The sequence below is a fragment of the Pontibacterium sp. genome, assembly GCF_964228735.1.
In the GTDB taxonomy this organism is placed as follows: domain Bacteria; phylum Pseudomonadota; class Gammaproteobacteria; order Pseudomonadales; family Balneatricaceae; genus Pontibacterium.
Genome location: NZ_CAXRBQ010000146.1, coordinates 1 through 24136, shown reverse-complemented (window position 1 = coordinate 24136; position 24136 = coordinate 1). Strand labels below are relative to the sequence as shown.

20 protein-coding genes are annotated in these 24136 nt (G+C 57.4%); 16 read left to right on the top strand and 4 right to left on the bottom strand.

The window, feature by feature from the left end; genetic code table 11:
• The first annotated feature begins 6 nt into the window (after positions 1 to 6).
• From pgeF to tdh, 6 genes are all read left to right on the top strand, one after another.
• Positions 7 to 744 (top strand): peptidoglycan editing factor PgeF, encoded by a 738-nt coding sequence (pgeF, locus tag ACEQ15_RS16310; RefSeq protein WP_370280302.1) that lies wholly within the window; start codon positions 7 to 9, stop codon positions 742 to 744.
• Positions 745 to 1086: 342 nt separating this feature from the next.
• On the top strand, positions 1087 to 1812 hold the full coding sequence (gene imuA / locus ACEQ15_RS16305; RefSeq protein ID WP_370280301.1) for a translesion DNA synthesis-associated protein ImuA: 726 nt from the start codon (positions 1087 to 1089) through the stop codon (positions 1810 to 1812).
• A complete protein-coding gene (locus ACEQ15_RS16300) occupies positions 1784 to 3235 on the top strand; it encodes a DNA polymerase Y family protein (protein ID WP_370280300.1) in 1452 nt (483 codons plus the stop codon). The genes imuA and ACEQ15_RS16300 overlap by 29 nt, the downstream gene beginning before the upstream one ends.
• 10 nt (positions 3236 to 3245) lie before the next feature.
• Positions 3246 to 6452: an error-prone DNA polymerase gene (locus ACEQ15_RS16295; protein WP_370280299.1), complete on the top strand. Its 3207-nt coding sequence runs from the start codon at positions 3246 to 3248 to the stop codon at positions 6450 to 6452.
• A gap of 169 nt (positions 6453 to 6621) precedes the next feature.
• On the top strand, positions 6622 to 7812 hold the full coding sequence (locus ACEQ15_RS16290) for a glycine C-acetyltransferase (protein ID WP_370280298.1): 1191 nt from the start codon (positions 6622 to 6624) through the stop codon (positions 7810 to 7812).
• Between the two features lies 1 nt (position 7813).
• Entirely contained in the window at positions 7814 to 8842 is a 1029-nt protein-coding gene (tdh, locus tag ACEQ15_RS16285) for an L-threonine 3-dehydrogenase (protein WP_370280297.1), read from the top strand.
• 1 nt (position 8843) lies between these two features.
• Here the strand turns inward: tdh and ACEQ15_RS16280 are convergent, their stop codons facing one another.
• Positions 8844 to 9416 carry a helix-turn-helix domain-containing protein gene (locus tag ACEQ15_RS16280; RefSeq protein ID WP_370280296.1) on the bottom strand — a complete coding sequence of 191 codons (573 nt, stop codon included), beginning with the start codon at positions 9414 to 9416 and terminating at the stop codon, positions 8844 to 8846.
• 116 nt (positions 9417 to 9532) lie between these two features.
• On the opposite strand from ACEQ15_RS16280, the gene ACEQ15_RS16275 reads away from it, so the two are divergent.
• The 5 genes from ACEQ15_RS16275 (at position 9533) to ACEQ15_RS16255 (ending at position 13321) form a co-directional block, all read left to right on the top strand.
• Positions 9533 to 10159 carry a M15 family metallopeptidase gene (locus tag ACEQ15_RS16275; RefSeq protein WP_370280295.1) on the top strand — a complete coding sequence of 209 codons (627 nt, stop codon included), beginning with the start codon at positions 9533 to 9535 and terminating at the stop codon, positions 10157 to 10159.
• A 93-nt stretch (positions 10160 to 10252) separates the two neighbouring features.
• A complete protein-coding gene (locus ACEQ15_RS16270; protein ID WP_370280294.1) occupies positions 10253 to 10483 on the top strand; it encodes a ferrous iron transport protein A in 231 nt (76 codons plus the stop codon).
• A complete protein-coding gene (feoB, locus tag ACEQ15_RS16265; protein ID WP_370280293.1) occupies positions 10476 to 12434 on the top strand; it encodes a ferrous iron transport protein B in 1959 nt (652 codons plus the stop codon). The genes ACEQ15_RS16270 and feoB overlap by 8 nt, the downstream gene beginning before the upstream one ends.
• A 9-nt stretch (positions 12435 to 12443) precedes the next feature.
• A complete protein-coding gene (locus tag ACEQ15_RS16260) occupies positions 12444 to 12623 on the top strand; it encodes a hypothetical protein (protein ID WP_370280292.1) in 180 nt (59 codons plus the stop codon).
• Between the two features lie 107 nt (positions 12624 to 12730).
• On the top strand, positions 12731 to 13321 hold the full coding sequence (locus ACEQ15_RS16255; protein WP_370280291.1) for a YiiX/YebB-like N1pC/P60 family cysteine hydrolase: 591 nt from the start codon (positions 12731 to 12733) through the stop codon (positions 13319 to 13321).
• Between the two features lie 13 nt (positions 13322 to 13334).
• Here the strand turns inward: ACEQ15_RS16255 and yjeH are convergent, their stop codons facing one another.
• On the bottom strand, positions 13335 to 14588 hold the full coding sequence (yjeH, locus tag ACEQ15_RS16250) for an L-methionine/branched-chain amino acid transporter (RefSeq protein WP_370280290.1): 1254 nt from the start codon (positions 14586 to 14588) through the stop codon (positions 13335 to 13337).
• Between the two features lie 122 nt (positions 14589 to 14710).
• Between yjeH and ACEQ15_RS16245 the strand changes: the two genes are divergently transcribed.
• Positions 14711 to 15139: an Lrp/AsnC family transcriptional regulator gene (locus tag ACEQ15_RS16245; RefSeq protein ID WP_370280289.1), complete on the top strand. Its 429-nt coding sequence runs from the start codon at positions 14711 to 14713 to the stop codon at positions 15137 to 15139.
• A gap of 63 nt (positions 15140 to 15202) precedes the next feature.
• Here the strand turns inward: ACEQ15_RS16245 and ACEQ15_RS16240 are convergent, their stop codons facing one another.
• Positions 15203 to 17119: a PhoX family phosphatase gene (locus tag ACEQ15_RS16240; RefSeq protein ID WP_370280288.1), complete on the bottom strand. Its 1917-nt coding sequence runs from the start codon at positions 17117 to 17119 to the stop codon at positions 15203 to 15205.
• Between the two features lie 361 nt (positions 17120 to 17480).
• On the opposite strand from ACEQ15_RS16240, the gene clpB reads away from it, so the two are divergent.
• Together clpB and ACEQ15_RS16230 are read left to right on the top strand one after the other, a co-directional pair.
• Positions 17481 to 20063 (top strand): ATP-dependent chaperone ClpB, encoded by a 2583-nt coding sequence (gene clpB, locus ACEQ15_RS16235; protein ID WP_370280287.1) that lies wholly within the window; start codon positions 17481 to 17483, stop codon positions 20061 to 20063.
• 112 nt (positions 20064 to 20175) lie between these two features.
• A complete protein-coding gene (locus ACEQ15_RS16230) occupies positions 20176 to 20994 on the top strand; it encodes a sterol desaturase family protein (RefSeq protein WP_370280286.1) in 819 nt (272 codons plus the stop codon).
• Positions 20995 to 21034: 40 nt separating this feature from the next.
• Here the strand turns inward: ACEQ15_RS16230 and ACEQ15_RS16225 are convergent, their stop codons facing one another.
• On the bottom strand, positions 21035 to 21301 hold the full coding sequence (locus tag ACEQ15_RS16225; protein ID WP_370280285.1) for a hypothetical protein: 267 nt from the start codon (positions 21299 to 21301) through the stop codon (positions 21035 to 21037).
• 436 nt (positions 21302 to 21737) lie between these two features.
• Between ACEQ15_RS16225 and ACEQ15_RS16220 the strand changes: the two genes are divergently transcribed.
• Together ACEQ15_RS16220 and ilvN are read left to right on the top strand one after the other, a co-directional pair.
• Positions 21738 to 23459: an acetolactate synthase 3 large subunit gene (locus ACEQ15_RS16220; RefSeq protein ID WP_370280284.1), complete on the top strand. Its 1722-nt coding sequence runs from the start codon at positions 21738 to 21740 to the stop codon at positions 23457 to 23459.
• Between the two features lie 2 nt (positions 23460 to 23461).
• The gene (ilvN, locus tag ACEQ15_RS16215) at positions 23462 to 23956 is read left to right on the top strand and encodes an acetolactate synthase small subunit (RefSeq protein ID WP_370280283.1); all 495 of its coding nucleotides are present in this window, start codon (positions 23462 to 23464) and stop codon (positions 23954 to 23956) included.
• Positions 23957 to 24136: the final 180 nt, after the last annotated feature.

The following is a 24136-nucleotide window of genomic DNA, read 5'->3' as shown; positions in this document are numbered from 1 at the left end:
TCCACCATGCAGCCGATCATTGCCGACTGGGATGCCCCAAAGAATGTTCATGCCCTGACCACAACCCGATTGGGTGGTGTGAGTGAGGCCCCGTATGCGGGATTGAACCTGGGGGATCACGTAAACGATGATCCGGCGGCAGTGGCGCAGAACCGGCAACAACTGGTTGGTGCATTGGGGCTGAAACAGTCTCCCCAATGGCTGCAGCAGGTGCACGGCATCAGGGTGGTGAAAGCTTCGGCGGATGGTGGTGTGCCGGAAGCGGATGCCTGTTGGAGTGACCAACCCGGTCAGGCTTGTATTGTGATGACCGCCGATTGCCTGCCGGTCTTTTTTACTGACACGCAGGGCAGTTGCGTGGCGGTAGCTCACGCCGGTTGGCGGGGACTGGCTGACGGTGTCTTGGAAGCTACGCTGGCCTGTTTTGATGATTCCACCCAGGTGATCTGCTGGCTGGGCCCGGCGATCGGTCCGGATGCTTTTGAGGTGGGAGGCGAAGTGCGTGAGCAATTCTGTGCTCACCTGGCAGAATCCGAGCAGGCCTTTAAACCGGTTTTGGGTAAAGAGGCGGAAGACAAGTGGCTGGCGGATATCTACCAGTTGGCGCGTCTGCGCCTGAACGCCGCGGGTGTAACTCAGATCAGCGGTGGTGAACACTGCACCTACAGCGATGCTGACCAGTTTTATTCTTACCGCCGCGATGGTGTCACCGGCCGTATGGCCAGCGTGATTTGGTTGGATTAATTTTCCTCTGCGTCTCTATTTTCTACGATCCCTGTAGGGCAGCTTCGTCGTCATCGAAGGTGATTAAGCTGCCGGCAGGCTGAAGCCTGCCCTACAATTTTCTCGTTTTCATGCTCCTGTGTGGGAACGCATACCCCCGGTTTATTCGATTCTGCCTATTCCCGCGGAAGGACGTGGGAACCAGTAACTTTCCTCTCTTCATTACGATTCTTCGTATACCTGTAGGGCAGCCTTTAGGCTGCCGGCAGGCTAAAGCCTGCCCTACAAGAATCCTCCATATTGCCACGCGGGATTTTTACGTCATAATATGCTGTATATCCATACAGTATTTCTGCGTGTCTTATGGCTACAAAATCCGGTTCTCTGCATTCATTGCTACATAAAGGTGCGGTCTGGCGAGGACGACAGACTGCAGATCAACCCCGTCATCAAAGCCTGAGCAGCGGTTATCCGCAGCTTGATGCGCTGCTGCCCGGGCAGGGTTGGCAGGCGTCACAGCTGGTGGAGCTGCTCTATCAGGAGGAGGGCAGCGGCGAGCTGGGCCTGGTGCTCCCGTTGCTGGCCGAGCTGTCGCAACAGGAGCGCTGGGTGCTCTGGGTGGATCCGCCCCATATTCCCTATGCCCCGGCGTTGCTGGATGCCGGGGTGAATCTGGACAGGGTACAGGTGGTGCGCAGCAACAGCCGCCGTGACCGCCTCTGGTGTCTGGAGCAGAGTATGAAAAGTGGCTGCTGCAGTGCCGTATTAGGCTGGTTGCCTGCCGGGCAGGAGAAAGCGATCCGTCGTTTGCAGGTGGCCGCGGCCGAGGGTGAGTGCCGAGGGTTCCTGTTTCGCCACAGCCGCTGTCGTGAGCAGCACTCCGCCGCGCCTTGCCGTCTGTTGCTGGAGCCCCACCCGGAAGGCGTCACCGTGAGCACGCTGAAGCGGCGTGGTGGCTGGCCCCTACCGCCGCGGTTGGTGCCGGTGATGCCATCAGCTGTCGGCAAACCGCAGTCTGATAAGAACCGTCGACCACAGTTAACACTGGTGGGTGGATCGGATGAGCATGCCAAGCAACCCCGTCACTAACCCCGCCACTGAGCGCGATCCGCTCTGGCTCTACCTGCATTTTCCCCTGCTGGCGCTGGAAGCCCAGCAACTGGAAGCGGGCATTGCCGGGTTGCTGGATGATCGTGGTCAGAAGCTGGTGTTGTGCAGTTACGAAGCGGGGCAGGCGGGGCTGGAACCGGGTATGGCGATCGCTACGGCATTCAGTATCTGTCCGGAGATCGAACTGTTTCATCCCAATCCGGAACGAGTGCAGCAACAGCTGGAATCGCTGGCGCTTTGGGCAGGCAGTTTCAGTGCGCAGGTGGTGCTTTGTCCGCCGGAAGGATTGCTGCTGGAGATCGCCTCCATGCTGCATTACTTCGACGGCCTCAAAAGCCTGTGGCAGCAGATGCAGACCCGCTTGCGCACGCTGGGTTTTCATATCCGCTACGCTACCGGTCATACTCCACTCGCAGCTCGACTGCTGGCGCGGGGCGGGCGCTCGCTCTGTATTGAGGGGCGCGAGGCTCATCTGCAGGTGCTGCAGCTGTTGCCGATCAACCAGTTGGAACTGCCCTCTAAACAACAGGACCAGCTGCGGGGGATGGGCTTGCTGCGGCTGGAGCAGTTACAGGCATTACCGCGGGAAGCGATCAGCAGTCGTTTCGGCCCCAAGCTGCTCGACTACCTGGACCGGATCAGCGGCCAGCGTCCCGATCCGCAGACCTTCTTTGAACCGCCACCCCTGTTTCAGCAGTTCCACGAATTTTCCCGTGAAGTGGAGAACAGCATGGCGCTGCTGTTTCCGCTGCGCCGTATGCTGGAGTCCCTGGCCGGTTACCTGCGCCGGACGGAGTTGCTGGCACAGCAATTGGAACTGGCATTGGTGGAACGCGATGGCGCACACGAACTGTACTCCATCGGCCACGCCGCCGGTGCCGCTGATGCCGAGACCTGGCTGGAGCTGTGCAAACTACGCCTGGAGCAGATCCAGCTGCAGAAACCGGTGCTGGCTTTACAGTTGGAGGTGGAGCGGTTTAAAGGACAGCAGCAACAGAGCTACGACCTGTTTGAGAGCAGGAAGCAGGCGGAAGACCCGATGGACCTGCTCAGCCGTTTGCGGGTGCGCTTGGGTGAGCATGCCGTGCAGCCGGTGGCCCTCTGTGCCGACCACCGCCCCGAGCTCAGCTGGCAGTTCAAAACGGGCAAAAAAGAGAAAAGCAGCTCAGTCCTGCCGCGAGGCAGACCGGGCTGGTTGCTGCAAAAACCGCAGCAGATCGCCCGGCAGCAGCTGCCACCCTATATCGAGCTGCTGGCCGGTCCTGAGCGGATCAGCAGTGGCTGGTGGGATGCCCAACAGGTGCGGCGGGACTACTATATCGGGCGCTGGGCCGATGGCCGTTATGGCTGGTTGTTCCGTGATGCAAGCGGTGACTGGTTCCTGCACGGCTGGTTTGGCTGAGAGGTGAACAATGCAATACGCCGAACTGCACTGCCTCAGTAACTTCAGCTTTCTGCGGGGTGCCTCCCGTCCGGACGAGCTGGTGCAGCGTGCCCATGAACTGGGCTACCAAGCGCTGGCGATCACCGATGAGTGTTCGGTGGCGGGCGTGGTGCGGGCCTGGGAAGCGTGCCGCGAGCTGTCGCTGAAGCTGATTGTGGGGGCGGAATTTCATCTGGATGGTCACTGCCTGGTGCTGCTGGCGCCGGATCGTCAGGCCTATGCTGCGCTTTGTGCACTGATCACCACCACCCGCCGCCGCTGCGAAAAGGGCAAATACCAGCTCTACTGGGATGACCTGGCCGACGGTGTGGGTGGTTGCCTGTTGCTGTTCCGGCCTTCCTACGATGAACACGATGTGATGTACCGCGCCAAACGTGTGAAGGCTTGGTTTCCGGAGCGCTGCTGGTGGTTGTTGGAGCGGTTGCTGGAGAATGGTGACGATAGCCGTTATCAGCAACAGTTACGTCAGGCGCGGATGCTGGGATTACCGCTGGTGTGCGGCAATGACGTACATATGCACCATCCGGAGCGTCAGCGCCTGCAGGATGTGCTGACCGCGATCCGCCTGCGTACCAGTGTGCAGCGAGCAGGATTTGCCCTGGCCGCCAACGCCGAACGTCACTTGCGTTCATTCCGCAAACTGCAACATCTCTATGCCGACGAGTTATTGCAGGAGACTGTTGTGATTGCCGAGCGCTGCCACTTTGATCTGAGTGAGTTGCGCTACGAGTATCCGGCGGAGCTGGTACCCGTGGATAAAACCGCCGGACAACAGTTGCTCGAGCTGGTCGATGAGGGCAAACAGCTGCGTTATCCGCAGGGTGTGCCGGGCAAGGTGCAGCAGCAGATCGACTACGAGCTGCAAGTGATTGCCGAGATGCAGTACGAACACTACTTCCTCACCATCCACGACATCGTACGTTTCGCCCGTGAGCGCCAGATCCTCTGTCAGGGGCGGGGGTCGGCGGCCAACTCGGTGGTCTGTTACTGCCTGCATATCACCGAAGTGGACCCGATGCAGGTCAACCTGCTGTTCGAGCGTTTTATCTCCAAGGAACGTAATGAACCGCCCGATATCGACGTGGATTTCGAGCACGAACGGCGCGAGGAGGTGATCCAGTACATCTACCAACGTTACGGCCGTGAGCGGGCCGGACTGGCTGCCACCGTGATCAGCTACCGCACCAAGAGTGCGATCCGCGATGTGGGCAAAGCGTTGGGCATGGATGAGAGTTACCTGAGCTGGCTGATCAACCGCCTCGACCGGCGTGACCACAGTAATCCCTGGCTGCAGCAGCTGGCGGCGATGGGCGGGGATAACCCGGCGCCAATCTACCAACAGTTTGTGGAGCTGGTGGCGCAGATCCTCGATTTCCCCCGTCACCTCTCCCAACACGTGGGTGGTTTTGTGATCTCGGCCGGTCCTCTGTCCGAGCTGGTGCCGGTGGAAAATGCCGCGATGCAGGATCGCACCGTGATCCAGTGGAACAAGGATGACCTGGAAGCGCTGGGGCTGTTGAAAGTGGATGTGCTGTCGCTGGGTATGTTGACCGCGATCCGCAAAACCCTGGATCTGCTCAGCGAACAACAGGGCCAGCCGATGCGGGTGCAGGACATTCCGCGCGAAGATCCGGCGGTGTACACCATGCTCAGCAAAGGTGACAGCATCGGTGTGTTCCAGGTGGAGTCCCGTGCCCAGATGAGCATGCTGCCACGCCTCAGACCACAAGAGTTCTACGATCTGGTGATCGAAGTGGCCATTGTGCGCCCCGGCCCGATCCAGGGCGATATGGTGCACCCTTTCCTGCGCCGCCGTGATGGACTGGAGCCGGTGGAGTATCCCAGCGAGGCGGTAAAGGAGGTGTTGGGGCGCACCTTGGGGGTGCCGATCTTTCAGGAGCAGGTGATCAAGCTAGCGATGGTGGCGGCCGGTTTTACCGGCGGTGAGGCGGATCAGTTACGCCGGGCGATGGCCGCCTGGCGCCGCACCGGTTATATCCGCAAGTACCAGCAGAAGCTGGTGGAGGGGATGTTGGAGCGGGGCTACGACCTTGAGTTTGCCCAGCGTATCTGCCGCCAGATCGAAGGTTTTGGCGAGTACGGTTTTCCCGAATCCCACGCCGCCAGTTTTGCACTGCTGGTGTATGTGTCCGCCTGGCTCAAACGCCACCATCCGGCAGCGTTCTGTTGTTCCCTGCTCAACAGCCAGCCGATGGGGTTCTATTCCCCCGCACAGCTGGTGCAGGATGCCCGCAGGCATGGGGTGACTGTGCTGCCGATCGACCTCAATGCCAGTGGTTGGGATCATACCCTCGAACCAAATGTAGCAGCCCGCTCCGAGGGCGACATATTCATTAGCTCCCGAGATCTGTCGCCGTCAGAGCCGGCTGCTACAGGCAATTTCGGTTCAGCGTCGCCGTCAGCGCCTGCGGCCGATAAAAAGCGGGCTGCTGCAACAGATATTTATGCATTAAGGCTAGGCTTACGCCTAATCAAAGGCCTATCAAAACAGGGTGCTGAAGCCCTGATCGCCGCCCGTCCGGCAGAAGGCTACCAATCCGTCACGCAAGCGCGCCAACGTTGTCGTCTGTCCCGTGGCGACTGGGATGCCCTCGCCGCTGCCGGGGCGATGAACTCCATCTCCGAACACCGTTATCAGGCCCGCTGGGAGTTACTGGCCGATACCCCCTGGCTGGAGATGGATCCGGAGCCGCTGCATGAGGTGCGGGACGAGCCGATCCGGCTGGCGGCACCGGATGAGCAGTCCGATCTGGAGGAGGACTACCGCAATACCGGCCTCAGCCTGGGGCGTCATCCGCTGGCGATGATGCGGGAGCAGGGCCTCCTGCCACGTTGCTTGAGCGCAGCCCAACTGGAGGATTGTCGCCACGGCCAACTGGTACATGTGGCCGGGTTGGTGACCAACCGACAGCGCCCGGGCACCGCCAGCGGTGTGACCTTTGTCACCCTGGAGGATGAAACCGGCCAGATCAACCTAGTGGTGTGGCAGGCGACCGCCAAGGCACAGCGGCGGGCACTGCTGGCGGCCAATATTCTGCAGGTGTCCGGTGTGCTGGAACGGGAAGGGGAGGTGATCCATGTGGTGGCGGGGCGGCTGCAGGATATCAGCTTCCAGTGGGATGCGCTGAAGGTGAAGTCACGGGATTTCCGTTAACGCCGTGGCCTGGGAACAGCGGTCTATGCTTTAGGTAATTAGGTAAGTGATATTCAAACAATCCAATATAAGGGAAATAAATCCATTACTCTGTTGAGTATTCTGTCTTGTCCTGTATATTGGATTTTTATCCTATTTGATAACGTATTGTCCCAGCATGGTGGTAAAGATGACACGCGATGAATATCTACAGGGGTTGGCAGCACAGTGTGAACAGCTGAAGGATGACGGCTTGTACAAGACGGAACGGCAGATCGTGTCACCCCAGGCGACCGATATCCGCCTGCAGAACGGCCACCGGGTGGTGAACTTCTGTGCCAACAATTATCTGGGGCTGGCCAACCATCCGGACCTGATCAAGGCGGCGAAGCAGGGCTTGGACGAGCACGGTTTCGGCATGGCCTCGGTACGATTTATCTGCGGCACCCAGGATATCCACAAGCAGCTGGAAGCACGGCTGAGTGAATTCCTCGGCACCGAAGACAGCATCCTTTATTCCTCCTGTTTTGACGCCAACGGCGGGTTGTTCGAGACGTTGCTGGGGCCGGAAGATGCGGTGATCAGTGACGCCCTCAACCATGCCAGCATTATCGACGGCGTACGCCTGAGTAAGGCCAAGCGGTTCCGCTACGCCAACAACGACATGGCGGAGCTGGAAAACTGCCTGCAGCAGGCGCAGGATTGCCGAGTGCGGCTGATCGCCACCGACGGTGTGTTTTCCATGGACGGGGTGATCGCCAACCTGCCGGGGATCTGCGACCTGGCAGAAAAATACAATGCCCTGGTGATGGTGGATGATTCCCATGCGGTGGGCGCTGTTGGCGCGCACGGCCGCGGCAGCCATGAGTACTGCGATGTGATGGCACGGGTGGATATTCTCACTGGCACCTTCGGCAAAGCATTGGGTGGCGCCTCCGGCGGTTACACCTCCGGTCGCAAGGAGATCGTCGACTGGCTACGCCAGCGCTCACGCCCCTACCTGTTCTCCAACTCCGTGGCGCCGGCAATCGTCCAGGCGACCCTGCAGGCGCTGGATCTGGTGGAGCAGGGCAGCGACCTGCGCGACAAACTGCAGGACAACAGCCGCTACTTCCGTGAGGCGATGAGCCAGGCCGGATTCACCCTTGGCGGCAAAGACCACGCCATTATCCCGGTGATGATTGGCGATGCGGCGCTGGCGGCCGAGATGGCGGAGCGCCTGCTGGCCGAAGACATCTACGTGATCGGTTTCTCCTATCCGGTGGTACCGATGGGGCAGGCGCGGATCCGAACCCAGATGTCAGCAGGCCACACCCGGGAGCAGCTGGAACGGGCGGTGGAAGCCTTTAGCCGGATCGGGCGTGAGCTGGGGGTGATCTGAGATGCGCGCACTGGCAAAACTGCATCCCGAAGAGGGGATCTGGTTGCATGTCACCCAGCGGCCGAAGCTTGGCCATAACGACCTGCTGATCAAGATCCACAAGACCGCCATCTGCGGCACCGATATCCATATCTACAACTGGGACCATTGGGCGCAGCAGACCATCCCCGTAGGGATGACGGTTGGCCATGAGTATGTCGGTGAGGTGGCGGACATCGGTTGTGAGGTCGAGGGCTTCAAGATTGGCGACCGGGTCTCCGGTGAAGGTCATATCACCTGCGGACACTGTCGTAACTGCCGGGCCGGGCGCCGCCATCTGTGCCGTAATTCGGTCGGTGTGGGGGTGAACCGTTCCGGTGCCTTTGCAGAATACCTGGTCATTCCGGCAATCAACGCCTTCAAGATCCCGGACAATATATCTGATGATCTGGCGGCGATCTTCGACCCCTTCGGCAACGCCCTGCATACCGCACTCTCATTCGATCTGGTGGGGGAGGATGTGCTGATCACCGGTGCAGGCCCCATCGGGATCATGGCCGCAGCAATTGCCCGCCATGTCGGTGCGCGCCACGTGGTGCTGACCGATGTGAATGACTATCGGCTGGCACTGGCCCGGAAGATGGGTGTTGAGCATACCGTGAATGTGGCTAAACAGTCGCTCGACGAGGTGATGACCGCGCTGGAGATGACAGAGGGGTTTGATATAGGTCTGGAGATGTCCGGTGTGCCCCAGGCGTTCCGCGATATGCTCAGTGCCATGAACCATGGTGGCAAGATCGCCATGCTGGGGATCCCCGGTGATGAGATGGCGATCGACTGGAATCAGGTGATTTTCAAGGGACTGCTGATCAAGGGGATCTACGGTCGCGAGATGTTTGAGACCTGGTACAAGATGGCATCAGTAATCCAGTCTGGCCTGGACCTGACGCCGATCATTACCCACCATTTCCCGGTTGGCGAGTTCCAGCAGGGCTTCGACGTGATGCGCTCGGGTAACTCCGGCAAGGTGATCCTGGACTGGCGTAGCTGAACTACGCCGTTTTATGCACCACCAGAAAGGCCCGGGCCACCTGCTCACCGGCATTACGGATGCTGTGTTGTACATCCGCCCGGTAGCGCAGGGTATCGCCTTCGCTGCCCAAAGCGCTGACCTGTCCCTGCAATATCACCTCCAGCTGTCCCTCGCTCACTGACAGGTGCTCGCGGGTGCCACGGCTGTGTGCCTCCGAAACCAGGGCGCTGCCCGGCTGAATGATCAGTTCGTACCACTCGAACTCCGAGGCGGTAGCGATCGGGTTCAGTGCCCGCAGTTCACAACCTTCATCATCGCTCAGCATCCGTGGGGTGTTCTGTGCTGTCTGCTGCTCAATTTTCAGGTCGTCACTTTCCACGCACAGAGCGGTGAGCTCATCAATGCTGAGTCCCAGGGCGCGGGTGATGTTCCACAGGCTGGTGAAGGTCGGATTGGTGTTGTCCCGTTCGATCTCCGACAGCATGGAGCGGGAGACACTGGACAGCTCCGCCAGCTGCGTCAGGTTGAGGCCAAGCTCTTTACGCCGTTGTTTGATGGCAGCACCCAGGTGCGGCGTGGTGGACTGTGACATGAAAACTCTCTATCGGCAGCATATAAATCGGGACCATAATAACAGACAGTGTCGCCCTATGGCCTTTGCTGTCATCTGCGGCTAGAGTAACAGCACACTCTTCAGGAAATCATGCTGTGGATAACTTGCAACGCCCGGCTTTATTTGTCGACCTGCTCACGGTCGTACCTACCCTCCGGCTCGACCTCAAATACCTCACCGGCGATAACTTTGTTGGTGACCGCATCGACGGTTACGACGCCGAGTTGTGTCTGATCACCCGCCCGGCTGCCAGCGCACTGTTGCGTGTGCAACAGGCACTGGCGGAGTTTGGTCTGGGCTTGAAGGTGTTTGATGCCTACCGGCCACAGCGTGCGGTGGATCACTTCCTGCGCTGGTCTGAAGACCACGACGATATCCGTTACAAGGCGGACTACTACCCTTCACTGCAGAAACCCGAGCTGTTCTCCAAGGGCTATCTGGTGCAGCACTCCAGCCACTCCCGTGGCAGTACCGTTGACCTGACCATTATTGATCTGGAAACCGGTGCAGAACTGGAGATGGGGACCTGTTTTGACTTCTTTGGTCCGGAAAGCTGGATCGATTGCCAGACCATCTCGGCCCAGGCCCGCGCCAACCGTATGTTGCTGCAGCATGTGATGGTACAGCACGGGTTTGTGCCGTTTCATCATGAATGGTGGCATTTCACCCTGCAGGACGAGCCTTACCCGGATACCTGTTTCGACTTTCCGTTGGCCAACTGAGTACGTAATATTAGTAAATCTTGATATTAATCATGGGGCACGGTGTAAGAGTGTTGGATAATCATTCGCATTCTCATATGCAGTGGTTGCCCCATGACTCTGACCGACGTTCAAAAGAAACAAACCTGCCGCATTCTGGCGATTAAAGGCCCCGATAACCTGCGCCAGCGCCTGACCGCGCTGGGTGTCTTACGCGGCCAGATGGTTCGGCTCAGTGCCAGCACCCTGTGGGGTGATCCGCGCACCTATGCGATTGGTCGCCAGCAGATCTGTCTGCGCAACGACGATGCCTGTATGGTGGAAGTGGAGTTGTGTGATGACTAGTCAGATCTTCACCGTGGCCCTGCTGGGCAACCCCAACTGCGGTAAAACCTCCCTCTTTAACCTGCTCACCGGTTCACGTCAGCGTACCGGCAACATGGCGGGTGTGACCGTCACCGGCCGCGAAGGAGAACGCGAGCACCTGGGGGTGACGCTGCGTTTCGTTGATCTGCCGGGGATCTACTCTCTCAGTCACAACCGTGTTGAGGAGCGTGTCGCACGGGATTACCTGTTTGAGACACCACCCGATCTGGTGCTCAACGTGGTGGATGCGGGCAACCTGGCGCGTAACTTGGCGCTCACCACCCAGCTGTTGGAGCAGCAACTGCCCACTGTTATCGCAATGAACATGCTGGATGAGGCGGAAGCCCAAGGTATCGCCCCGGACTGTGACAACCTGGCTCGACTGCTGGATATGCGGGTGCTGCCCAGTGACGGGCGTAAACCCCGTTACCTGGATCTATTGCTGGATACCCTGGTTGAACAGCTGCGTAAGAAGAACGAAGCACCTGCATTGGAGATCGCTTACGAGCAACATGTGGAACAATCCATTGGTCGTCTGACCGATAGCGGATTGAACCGCTGGCAGGCGGTACAGGCGTTGGAGTCCGCCGGAGATGTACCGTTTGTGCTGCACGCTAATCAACGTGAGTTATTGCATAACGAGGTCGAGCAACTGGAGAGCTACCACGACGACAGCACCGCACAGCTGATCGCCGAGGGGCGCTATGGTTATATCCATGGTCTGATGCATAACAGTGGCAGCGACCATGACGAGATCTCCTTTGCCGAGCACTGGATTGATTCTGTGGTACTGAACCGTTGGCTCGGTCTGCCAATCTTTGTGGGATTGCTCTGGTTTATGTTCGAGACCACCTTCACCCTCGGTGCTTTTCCAGCGGACTGGATCGATGCCGCCGTCGCGCAGTTGGGGCAGTGGTTGGCAGCAGGTTTGCCGGAAGGTTTGCTGCGGGATGTGCTGGTGGACGGTCTCATTGCCGGGGTTGGCGGTGTATTAGTGTTCCTGCCCAATGTGGTGTTGTTGTTCACTTTTATAGCAATCATGGAACAATCCGGTTATATGGCACGTGCCGCGTTCCTGACCGACCGGCTGATGAGCCGTGTGGGACTGCACGGCAAAGCCTTTGTGCCGTTGGTGATGGGCTTTGGCTGCAACGTGCCGGCGATTATGGCAACCCGTACCATTGAAGAGCCGCGCGCGCGTCTGATCACTATCCTGATCAATCCGTTTATGAGCTGCTCGGCCCGTTTGCCGGTTTATGTCTTGCTGGCGGGTATCTTCTTTGCTGATCGGGCCGGTACGGTGTTGTTCGGTCTCTATATGCTGGGCATCCTGATGGCATTTACCGTGGCGGCGATCCTGTCCCGCACCATCCCGGCACAACACGATGAATCCTTCATTATGGAACTGCCACCCTGGCGCTGGCCGTCGCTACGTTCGCTGGCATTGCACGTGCGGGACAAGGCGGGGGATTTCCTCTCCAAGATCGGCGGCGTGATTCTGGTGGGCTCCCTTCTGATCTGGCTGTTGCAAACCTTCCCGCAGAATGCCGACCAGTCGTTCCTGGAGCAGTTGGGGCACTTACTGGCACCGTTGTTCGCGCCACTGGGGCTGGGTTGGCAGGAAACCGTTGCTTTGCTCTCCGGCTTTATCGCCAAGGAAGTGATCGCGGCGACCCTGGCGGTGGTGTACCAGGCGGGTGAGCAGGATATGGAGGGTTTGCAGGCTGCGTTGTTGGCGGGTCTGGCACCGGCGGCGGGGCTGGCACTGATGGTGTTTACCCTGCTTTATATGCCGTGTCTGGCTACCATTGCGGTGATCCGTCGTGAGACCGGTAGCTGGCGTTGGGCGATGGTGTCCATCCTGCTGGGGTTGGTACTCGCCTGGGGTGGTGCGTTCCTGACCTACCATATCGCCAGCCTGTTTTATTAAGGGGGCAACATGGCGGACCTGAGTTGGCTTGATCTAATGGTACTGACCGTGGTGGTGTTGGTGATCCTGATCTCCTTCAGCCGTTTTATCCGTCGCAGCCTGAAAGTCGGGTGTGGCAAGTCCCGTGGCTGTGCAGGGTGTTCGGGCTGTGATGCGCCCAGAATATCTACCCATACCTCCAAATCCTGATCCTTTGGCGACGCTGGGTAGCAAAATTTGCTACTCCGGCGGAGAAAATTCCCTCCCTTCACGCTCTAATCAATACTGCCAGCCATCAACGAAATGGAGGCCGCGGTATGACTCGCAACACACAACTGGATCAACTGGAAGCGCAAGTACGCGAAAACCTAAAAGAGGGCGATATCCTGTTTATCTCCATCAACGCTTTTCTCTATAAGCAGGTGGCACGGGGTACCGGTAGCTGGTGTTCGCATGTGGGTTTTGTGGTGCGTGAACAGGGTGAATGGTACGTACTGGAAAGTGCCGTACCGGTGGTGAAACGCAGCCCGCTACGTAAGTATCTGGCAAGGACCTGCAACAACGAGGTGGCGATCCGACGATTGAAATCCGGTGTCAGTGCTGCGCAGGTTGAGCTGCTGAAAGTAGAAGCGCAGAAACGGATGGGCACCTTCTACCACCTGGGTTTCCACTTCGATTCCAAACGTCAGTTCTGTTCCAAGTTTGTGCACGAATGTTTCCGTGATGCCCTGGGCGTCAAACTGGGCAAGGTGGAAACTCTGGAGGGGCTGCTGGAGCAGAACCCCCAGGCATCCGTCGGATTCTGGCGCGCCTGGTACTTCGGTTTTATCCCCTGGCAGCGCCGCACCCTGACACCGGCCAGCCAGTTGGCAGACGATGCGTTGGAAACGGTGTTTGCAACCATATGATTCCAAAAGCTTCCTAAAGCGGGCGTGAGACGACTGTCGCGTCCCGCTTACGCCAGTGCTGCTGAATGAGCAGGGCTGAGCTGATCACAATCGAAAGTAATACCGCATACAACATAGAGCTGCCCAGGCTGTAAACAAACAAAGCGCAGGCGGCCAACCCAACCGCAATTGCTGGACGATGCCGGTGTGACAGCAGCTTCCAGGCGGCGAACATCGCTGCGCCATAGATCAATACGAAGACGCCGTTTACCCAGTGTGCCAGTACGGCAAAGTCCAGTTCAGTAAAGAAACTTGTTACTAGTATCAATGCCGAGATCAGCATAAATGCCAGCAGGGCGGCTGCCGGAACCTGGTGTTTGTTGAGAGGTTTCAGCTGCGCCGGCAGTACCCCCTCGTTACTGAAGCTCCAAGCCAGACGCGACAAGCTGGCAAAGTACACATTGATCGTCGCCAGACCGCTGATCAGACCCAGTGCGCCGATAATCCAGCGTCCACTCTCGCCCAGCAACAGCTCAAATGCACCGACCATTGCCAGCTCGTGATCCGGTGCCAGCAGGGAGAGATAGGTACAACCGATAAAGATCAGGCCAACCAGCGCGACCCCACCCAGTGTGGCCGGGATAAAGTCGCGCTTCACATCCTTAAACTCGGTTGCCAGATGGGTGATCGCCTCGATTCCCAGGAAACTCCAGATCGCCAACCCGATCGCGGCCAGCACATCGTCGGACGTGCCTGCCTTGACCTCTGCAGGGGCAGCGGTTGTCAGCAGCGCTGCACCCAGCATCAAGACCACTACGGCGAGGATAATCAACGTCAGGCCCAGTTGGAGACGGCCGGACAACTTCAGGCCACGCCGATTGAGGAAAAACAGCGTCATAAACACCAGCAGCTCGATGCCGATCAGCTGCTGCGCGGTGAGTGAAATTATCGGATCAAGAAACTTAAAGGTCATGATCAGCGCTGCGGCCGCACCCGGTGGTACGGCAAACAGGAACAGCAGTCCGACCACCCGGCCAGCGGTTTGGCCAAAGGCTTCACCGACGAAATACGCAGGGCCGGCCGCGTGACTGTACTTGCGGCCCAGCTCGGCAAAGACGTAAGCCAGTGGCAGGATGGCACCCAGCAGGATTACCCAGGCCCAGAACGCCCGGTCGCCCGCCTGCTGGATGGTCAGTTGCGGAATGATAAACACACCGGTGCCCAGTAGGGTGGTGGCGATCAAGCCCATCCCTTGCCAGCGTGTAATTGTTTGATTTAGCCTTGTCATCCCCAACGCTCCAGATCGAAAACACCAGTGTACGGATGATCCCCGATTCAAGGTGCCGTAATGCGGTTGCGATTTGCAGCATTTCCCGGTGAATTCCGACGTTTTGCAGGTCAGGTGATCAGATGGATAGTTTTGATCAGAAAATAATCGCAGCGTTGCAGGAAAATGCGCGCCAGAGTGTGTCCAGCATCGCAGAGCAGGTGAATCTGTCACGCACAGCCGTGTCCGAGCGGATCAAACGTTTGGAGGCTTCAGGCGAGATTCTGGGCTACCAGGTGCTGACCGCCGCACAGACCGAAAACGGCGACCGCTTGAAGGCGTATTTCGAGATCAGCCATGGCGGCATGGAGTGTGCGCCTTTTGTGCAGGAGCTGATGAAGTTTCCCGAAGTGCAGCGTTGTCACGGCACCAGCGGTGATGTGGATCTGTTGGTCTATGTGGATGTGCCTAACATGCAGCGGTTGCACGATCTGCTGTCGGCAGTGACCAAACTAAAGCCACCGGGCGCCAGAATCCGCACCCATATGATCATGCGCGAGTGGTATCGCTAGGTCGTATTCGTCATCATGAAAAAAGGCGCCCGCAGGCGCCTTTTTTAGTGGGGCAAAGTCGGCTTATGCGCCGATGATGCCACCGTCGTTGCGACGCACCACCATGATGGTAGAACGCGGCTTGCTGTTACCGCCTGCCGGGAAGTGGGATGGCTTGTCTTTTTCGCCCGGGTGCTGGATGCCCACGAACATGGTGCGCTGGTCAGGGGAGAAGGTCAGGCCGGTGATTTCACAGGCAACCGGACCAGTCGCGAAGCGACGGATCTCGCCGGTCTGAGGGTCTGCACACAGCATCTGGTTGTTACCCATGCCCGCGAAGTCTTTCGCGTTGGAGTAGTTACCGTCGGTCTGAATCCACAGACGACCTGCCTGGTCGAAGCCGATACCGTCCGGGCTGTTGAACATGTTCTCGTCGCTGACGTTGGTGGAACCTGCGTACAGGTTACCGGAGTGAACGGTTGGGTTACCGGCGATGACCAGCAGATCCCAGTCGAATTCAGCGGCGGTGTGATCGCCATTCGCTGGCCACCAGCGCACGATCTGACCGTACTTGTTATTGATGCGTGGGTTAGGACCACCCACCGGCTGGCCGTCTTTCTTTCCGCGGTGTTTGTTGTTGGTCAGGGTGCAGCAAACCACTTTGTTGTTCGGGTGTACCGCAACCCACTCAGGACGGTCCATGGTAGTTGCGCCCACCTGGGTTGCTGCTTCACGGGCAAAGATCATTACAGACGCCTGATCTGCAAAACCGTTCGCTTTGGTCAGGCCGTTTTTGCCGTGCGTCAGCTCAACCCACTCACCTTTACCTTTCAGCTCACCGTCTGCTGCGTTGAAGCGCGCCACGAACAGGGTGCCCTCTTCCAGCAGGTCGCGGTTCGCTCTCATATCGTTGGCGTTGTATTTGCCTTTGGATACGAACTTGTACAGGTGCTCGCCACGCTCATCGTCACCCAGGTAAACCACAACGTGACCGTTGTCGTCGATGGTTAGGGCAGCGTTCTCGTGCTTGAAGCGGCCCAGCGCAGTGCGCTTCTTCGGCGTGGAGTTCGGATCAAACGGATCGATCTCTACCACCCAACCGTGGCGGTTCGCTTCCTGAGATTCTTTGGACAGGTCAAAGCGCTCGTCGAAAGAGGACCACTGGTAACCTTTATCCTTCGCCTTGATGCCGTAACGCTTCTGGTGTGCGTCCAGCTTTACGTTTTCGTCGGTGGAGGAGAAGTAACCGTTGAAGTTTTCTTCACAGGTCAGGTAGGTGCCCCAAGGGGTCTGGCCGTTTGCACAGTTGTTGAAGGTGCCCAGGACTTTTTTACCGGTTGGGTCCGCCTTGGTTTTCATCAGGTCGTGACCCGCCGCAGGACCGGTCAGCTCCATGTGGGTGTTCGCCGTGATACGACGGTTGTATGCGGAATCTTTCAGGTAGCTCCAGCTGCCGTCAGCGTTCTGCTTGATCTCGAATACGGACACACCGTGTGCTGCCTGTGCTTTTTTCACATCGTCAGCGGTCATCGCCTTGCCTTTGTGATCGAACAGCAGCTTGTAGTTGGTGTATTCGTTGTTTACGGCCAGCAGGGCACGGTCTTCAGACAGTGGGAACAGGCTCATGCCGTCGGTGTTGTCACCGAACTGGCCCGCCTGTGCCGCAGAGTTTTGGCTGCCGGACTCATCGAATGCCGGCGCACCACGCAGGATTGGGTCACCCCAGGAGATCAGTGGCTGAGCGTTGTAGCCGTCCGGTACAACGAAGGTGTCAGCAGTGCTGGCTGGAATCGCAGAGAAGCCCAGCAGTTTGCTCGCAGCTGGTTTGGTTGCCGCAGCAACAGCCTGCGCCAGCGGGTTAGCGGCCAGGAACAGGCCCATTGCTGCAGCACCGCCACGTAGGAATCCACGACGGCTTACTGCTTTGTCTACGATAGTTTCCAGATCGGAAGCGTTGTCCTGCAGGCGATCTGCATCACCCTGATATTGATCTTTCAGCATCTCACGTGTCTCGTTGAGGTTTAGTTATATGGGGTCAGAGTTTTAGACGATTCGCATAACAGGCTGGTGACGGTTTTGTTGATGTTTTGTGTAAGCCTACAGGTTTTTTAAGACGACCATTAGATTTGCTCATGATCAAACTTTATGTGGCTAAATACTGACCTATCTTGAAACCACAACCGTCTGGCCCCATACATTAGGAAAGCGTTATTTAAGTAAGATCCTCCGGCAGCGTATGCCGGGATTGTTTCACCGCACTCGCCTGAGTAAAGGGAGTGCAGAGCGGCTGTTGCGGCTGACCCGGTGTCGGCGCAGGAGCACTCAAACCCACACAGGCCTGATGGCTGTGTAAGGAGACAAAATGAGACCTGATAAATTTACCGCCAAACTCCAGGAAGCACTGGCTGACGCGCAATCCCTTGCCGTAGGTCGTGACCACAACTACATCGAACCGATGCACCTGCTCAGCGCCTTGCTCGATCAGCAGCAGGGTTCCACACCACAACTGCTGGCGCAGGCTGGTGCCGATATCAATACACTGCGACAAAAGGTGTCACAGGCATTGAATGATTTGCCCCGTGTCGCCAATGCCGACGGTGAGATCCGTATCTCGCCGGATACCGGCCGTATCTTCAACCTGGTCGATAAACTCGCGCAGCAGCGCGGCGATCAGTACATCGCCAACGAACTGGTACTGCTGGCAATGGTGGATGACAAGTCCCCGGCTGGAAAGCTGTTGCGTGAAAGTGGAGTCAACAAACAACGTCTGGAAGGAGTAATCAGTCAGATGCGTGGTGGTGAAAACGTCAACGATCCTAATGCGGAAGAGAGCCGTCAGGCGCTGGAAAAATACTGTATCGACCTGACCGCCCGCGCCGAGAGCGGCAAGCTGGACCCGGTGATTGGCCGTGACGATGAGATCCGCCGAGCTATCCAGGTACTGCAGCGTCGTACCAAGAACAACCCGGTGCTGATCGGTGAGCCGGGCGTGGGTAAAACCGCCATCGTCGAAGGTCTGGCGCAGCGTATCGTAAACGGTGAGGTGCCGGAAGGCCTGAAACACAAACGGGTGCTGTCGCTGGATATGGGCGCCCTGATTGCTGGTGCCAAGTTCCGCGGTGAGTTCGAGGAGCGACTGAAAGCGGTGCTGAACGAACTGTCCAAGCAGGAAGGCCAGATCATCCTGTTTATCGATGAGTTGCACACCATGGTGGGTGCCGGTAAAGCCGAAGGGGCCATGGATGCGGGCAACATGCTCAAGCCAGCCCTGGCTCGTGGTGAGCTGCACTGCGTCGGTGCTACCACTCTGGATGAATACCGCCAGTATGTGGAAAAAGATGCCGCCCTGGAACGCCGCTTCCAGAAAGTGCTGGTGGATGAACCCAATGAAGAAGACACCGTGGCGATCCTGCGTGGCCTGAAAGAGCGCTACGAAGTGCACCACGGGGTGGATATCACCGACTCCGCGATTATTGCAGCGGCCAAGTTGTCCCAGCGTTACATCACCGACCGTCAGCTGCCGGATAAAGCGATCGACCTGATCGACGAAGCGGCCAGTCGTATCCGCATGGAGATGGACTCCAAGCCGGAGGATATGGACCGTCTGGAACGCCGTCTGATCCAGCTGAAGATGGAACGCGAGGCGCTGAAGAAAGAGAAAGACGCTGCTGCGAAGAAACGTCTGGAAGAGTTGGAAGACACCATCAGTGGTTTGGAACGTGAATTTGCCGATCTGGATGAGATCTGGAAAGCAGAGAAAGTTGCCCTGCAGGGTTCCCAGAAGGTGAAGGAAGAGCTCGACCAGGTCCGTGTGGAGATGGAAAAAGCACGCCGTGAAGGTGACCTGTCCCGCATGTCCGAGCTGCAGTATGGCCGTATTCCAGAGCTGGAAAAGCAGCTCGCCCAGGCCAGCGAAGCGGAACAGCAGGAGAGCGAAAGCAAGAACAAACTACTGCGTAACAAAGTCACCGAGGAAGAGGTGGCTGAGGTAGTCTCCCGCTGGACCGGCATCCCGATCAGCAAGATGCTGGAAGGTGAGCGTGAGAAACTGCTCCGTATGGAAGCCGAGTTGCACAAACGTGTGATGGGCCAAGAAGAAGCGGTGGTGGCTGTATCCAACGCCGTACGCCGTTCCCGTGCAGGCCTGGCTGATCCGAACCGTCCACACGGTTCCTTCCTGTTCCTCGGTCCGACCGGGGTGGGTAAAACCGAGCTGTGTAAGGCGCTGGCCGGATTCCTCTTTGATACCGAAGAGGCGATGGTGCGTATCGATATGTCCGAGTTTATGGAGAAACACTCCGTGGCACGTCTGATCGGTGCGCCTCCGGGGTATGTGGGTTACGAAGAGGGTGGTTACCTGACCGAAGCGGTGCGCCGCAAGCCATACTCCGTACTGTTGCTGGATGAAGTGGAGAAAGCCCATCCGGATGTATTCAATATCCTGCTGCAGGTGCTGGAAGACGGTCGCCTGACCGACGGCCAGGGCCGTACCGTAGACTTCCGCAACACCATCGTGGTGATGACCTCCAACCTGGGCTCCGACCTGATTCAGAACTACAGCGACGATGACGACTACGAGCTGATGCGAGCGGCGGTGATGGAGGCTGTGGGTGGTCACTTCCGTCCGGAGGTGATCAATCGTATCGACGAGGTAGTGGTCTTCCACAGCCTGAAGAAAGAGCAGGTGGCCGGTATCGCCGAGATCCAGCTTAACCGTCTGCGTGCCCGTCTGGCGGAACGTGAGTTGGGCCTGACGCTGACATCTACCGCAATGGACAAGCTGGTGGAGCTGGGCTTTGAACCGATCTACGGCGCCCGTCCGCTGAAACGTGCGATCCAGCAGTATATTGAGAACCCGTTGGCGCAGGCTCTGCTGGCCGGTCAGTTTGTCCCGGGGGATGAGATCGCTGTGGATGTGGAGGCAGGGGAGTTCACCTTCCGTTAAACTCCTCCCACAAAAGGTCGCGACCATCGATCGCGACCTTGCTTTATTCTCATCCATCGGTTTCCGCGTTACAGTCGTAGAAGACAGATATCAGTAACACCGGACAGCCGCAATGGACCTTGCCACCTTTATCACTACCCACGAAACCACCATCCGCCTGAGCTGTTTCTTCGGCATCCTCGCCCTTGTGGCGATGTGGGAAGTGCTGGCTCCGCGTCGCGAATTGCGGGTCTCCAAACTGCTGCGCTGGAGCAACAACCTGGGGCTGGTGTTTCTCAACAGCTTTATCCTGCGCCTGCTGTTTCCGGCGGCCGCAGTGGGTGTGGCTGTGTGGGCGCAAAACAACAGCTGGGGCCTATTCAACCTGATCGAATCGCCGCTGGCAGTCAGTCTGGTACTGAGCCTGCTGCTGATGGATCTGGCGATCTATGCCCAACACGTGGTGTTTCACCATGTACCGATCCTCTGGCGTCTGCACCGGGTGCACCATGTGGACCTGGACTACGATGTCACCACCGGTGCCCGTTTCCACCCGATTGAAATTATCCTCTCAATGTTGATCAAGTTCGTCCTTATCTGCGTACTAGGTATAGCTCCGCTGGCGGTGATCCTGTTTGAGGTGATCCTGAACGGTGCGGCGATGTTTAACCACGGCAATATCCGTCTGCCAGCCACGCTGGATCGTTATCTGCGATTGGTGCTGGTCACACCGGATATGCACCGGGTCCATCATTCGCGTCAGCTGGATGAAACCAACAGTAACTTTGGCTTTAACCTGCCCTGGTGGGATCGCATCTTTGGTACCTACAAGGCACAGCCGGACGCCGGTCAGCGGGGCATGAAAATTGGTGTAGAAGGGTTTGATGATCCGAAGGTAACCCAGTGGTTGCCGGGCCTGTTATGGGTGCCGTTCAGACGGCAGGGGAAGTAGCAGAGACACGATGGCCTCTGCTGAGTGCGGGGTCGTACTTTTAGTACAGCGCGGTTTCGTCGCGTACTACGTCCTTTAGGACCTGCAGGAACAGCTTGTCAGCGTCGCTGTGTTCTACCGGGATCTTGACGTTGGTAGTGGAGGACAGTTCGTCTGCAATCAGGACATCGGCATTTGGATCGTTGATATGCTTACGGGCGATCTCGATCGCTTTTTCACAGATCTCCGGTTCGGACAGTACTTTGCGGATAAAGAGCATTAACTCGTTGATTACGCGGTCTTTATTCTTGATTTCTGCGACGCTCATTGACGTGCTCCTAGGCTAAACTGATATACATCCCCGCAATAAATTGCTGTGTTGGTATCGCCTGCGGGTTTTTCCTCACTATAACCCGATCCCGAACTCTCTGCATCTCCCCATTTTCGCTGGTTGCCGGTTGATCAACGTCCGTCTAAATGCGAGAATTGGGGCCAATTTTCTTCCGACCTTGGGTTATTAGGCCACCCCGAACGCCCCGGCGGAGTTAAGTATGCCGCTTAACTTCCTGAAGGTCTGCCGGCTGAGAGATCCTCAGACTTGGCGAGCACCCGAACGTGAGCCGCTTGTGTCTCGTTTATCAGGAACGGTTATTTATAAGTTTACCTATCAAAGACGTCACCATCGTCTGATGGGCAGGCTGCGTTCATTCGTTGCAGAAATTTAGTTTGTCGGATTGTTTCCGACGCAGTGAGAGGGTGAAACAGTGGAATTACTTTCAGGCGCAGAAATGGTGGTACGCGCCCTTAAAGATGAGGGTGTTGAGTACATCTATGGCTATCCGGGCGGCTCCGTGCTGCACCTATACGATGCCTTGTTCCAGCAGGAAGATGTACAGCATGTACTGGTGCGTCATGAGCAAGCTGCAACTCATATGGCGGATGCTTATGCGCGTGCTACCGGCAAGGCTGGCGTCGCGCTGGTGACGTCCGGCCCGGGTGCAACCAATGCCATTACCGGCATTGCAACCGCGTACACCGATTCTATTCCAATGGTGGTGATTACCGGTCAGGTAATGAGTCACCTGATTGGTGAGGACGCATTCCAGGAAACGGATATGCTGGGTATCTCCCGTCCGGTCGTGAAACACAACTTCAGTGTTCAGCGCGCGGAGGATATTCCTGCGATTATCCGTAAGGCGTTCCACATTGCGCAAACGGGTCGTCCGGGTCCGGTTGTGGTGGATATCCCTAAGGATATGACCACGCCAACCGATCGTTTCCCATACGAGTACCCGAAGAACGTCAAAATGCGTTCTTACAACCCGATCAACCGTGGGCACGCGGGTCAGATCAAAAAAGCGATGGACCTGTTCCTGGGCGCTAAGCGTCCGGTGATCCTGGCAGGCGGTGGTATCGTTATTGGTCAGGCATCCGAAGAGTTACGTGAGCTGGTTAATCTGACCAACGTACCAACCACTAACACGCTGATGGCGCTGGGTGCGCTGGCCGGTCGTGATAAGCACAACGTTGGTATGTTGGGTATGCACGGTTCCTACGAAGCGAACATGGTAATGCACCATGCGGATGTGATCCTGAACATCGGCGCGCGCTTCGATGACCGTGTAACCAACGGTACAGACAAGTTCTGCCCAACCGCGAAGATCATCCACGTGGATATCGATCCGGCGTCCATCTCCAAAACGATCCGTGCGGACATTCCGATTGTAGGTCCGGCGAAACACGTTCTGGAAGAGATGCTGTCGGTTCTGAAAACGTCCAACAAGCAGCTGGATGCGGAAGCGATGAAGTCTTGGTGGGAGCAGATCGAAGAGTGGCGTGGTCGTCACGGCGGTCGCTACCGTACCGACGACTCCGAGCTGATGAAGCCGCAGCAGGTTATCGAGATGCTGGACACCATCACCAACGGTGATGCGTACGTATGTTCCGATGTAGGTCAGCACCAGATGTACGCGGCGCAGTACTACAAGTTCAACCACCCGAACCGTTGGATCAACTCCGGTGGTCTGGGCACCATGGGCTTTGGTCTGCCTGCAGCAATGGGCGTGAAGATGAACTTCCCTGACGCCGACGTTGCCTGTGTAACCGGTGAGGGCAGTATTCAGATGAACATCCAGGAGCTGTCTACCTGTAACCAGTACGACATTCCAGTGAAGATCATCTGTCTGAACAACCAGTCTCTGGGTATGGTTCGTCAGTGGCAGGACATGAACTACGAGTCCCGTCACTCTCAGTCCTACATGAAGTCCCTGCCGGACTTTGTGAAGCTGGCTGAGTCCTACGGTCACGTAGGTATGAAGGTGGACAAGTATGCTGATCTGGAAGGTGCGATGCGCGAAGCGTTTGCGATGAAAGATCGTCTGGTATTCATGGACATCGCGGTAGATCCGTTCGAGCACGTATACCCAATGCAGGTACCACGTGGCTCTATGCGTGATATGTGGTTGAGCAAAACGGAGAGAACTTAATCATGCGCCATATCATTTCTGTACTTCTGGAAAACGAACCGGGCGCATTGTCCCGTGTTGTTGGCCTGTTCTCTCAGCGCAACTTCAACATCGAGTCCCTGACTGTAGCGCCGACCGATGACGAGACCCTGTCCCGTCTGACCGTCACTACAATCGGTGACGACCGTGTGATCGAGCAGATCACCAAGCAGCTGAACAAACTGATCGACGTAGTGAAGGTTGTTGACTTAACCGAAGGCGAACACATCGAGCGCGAGCTGATGATGATCAAGCTGAAGGCCAACAACGGTACTGTACGCGCCGAGATCAAACGTACTGCGGATATCTTCCGTGGTCAGGTGATCGACGCAACTCAGAACACTTTCACCGTGCAGCTGGTGGGTTCCAGCAGCAAACTGGACGCGTTTATCGAAGCGCTGTCCGGTGCCAGCATTCTTGAAGTGGTGCGTTCCGGTGTATCCGGTATCGCCCGTGGTGAGAAAGTGCTGAGCCTGTAATCGGTTGCATACCTGTTCAGAAAGCCGCTCTATGAGCGGCTCAGGTTGCTGACGAACCCCGCTTTTTAGCGGGGTTCTCTCTTTTAAAGGCTTATCGCACGGTTTCCAGCGATCAGTGAAGCCTTAACGATGAATGTGCGTTTCCGGCCCTCATAGGCAGCCCTGCTCTCCCAGTTGCCT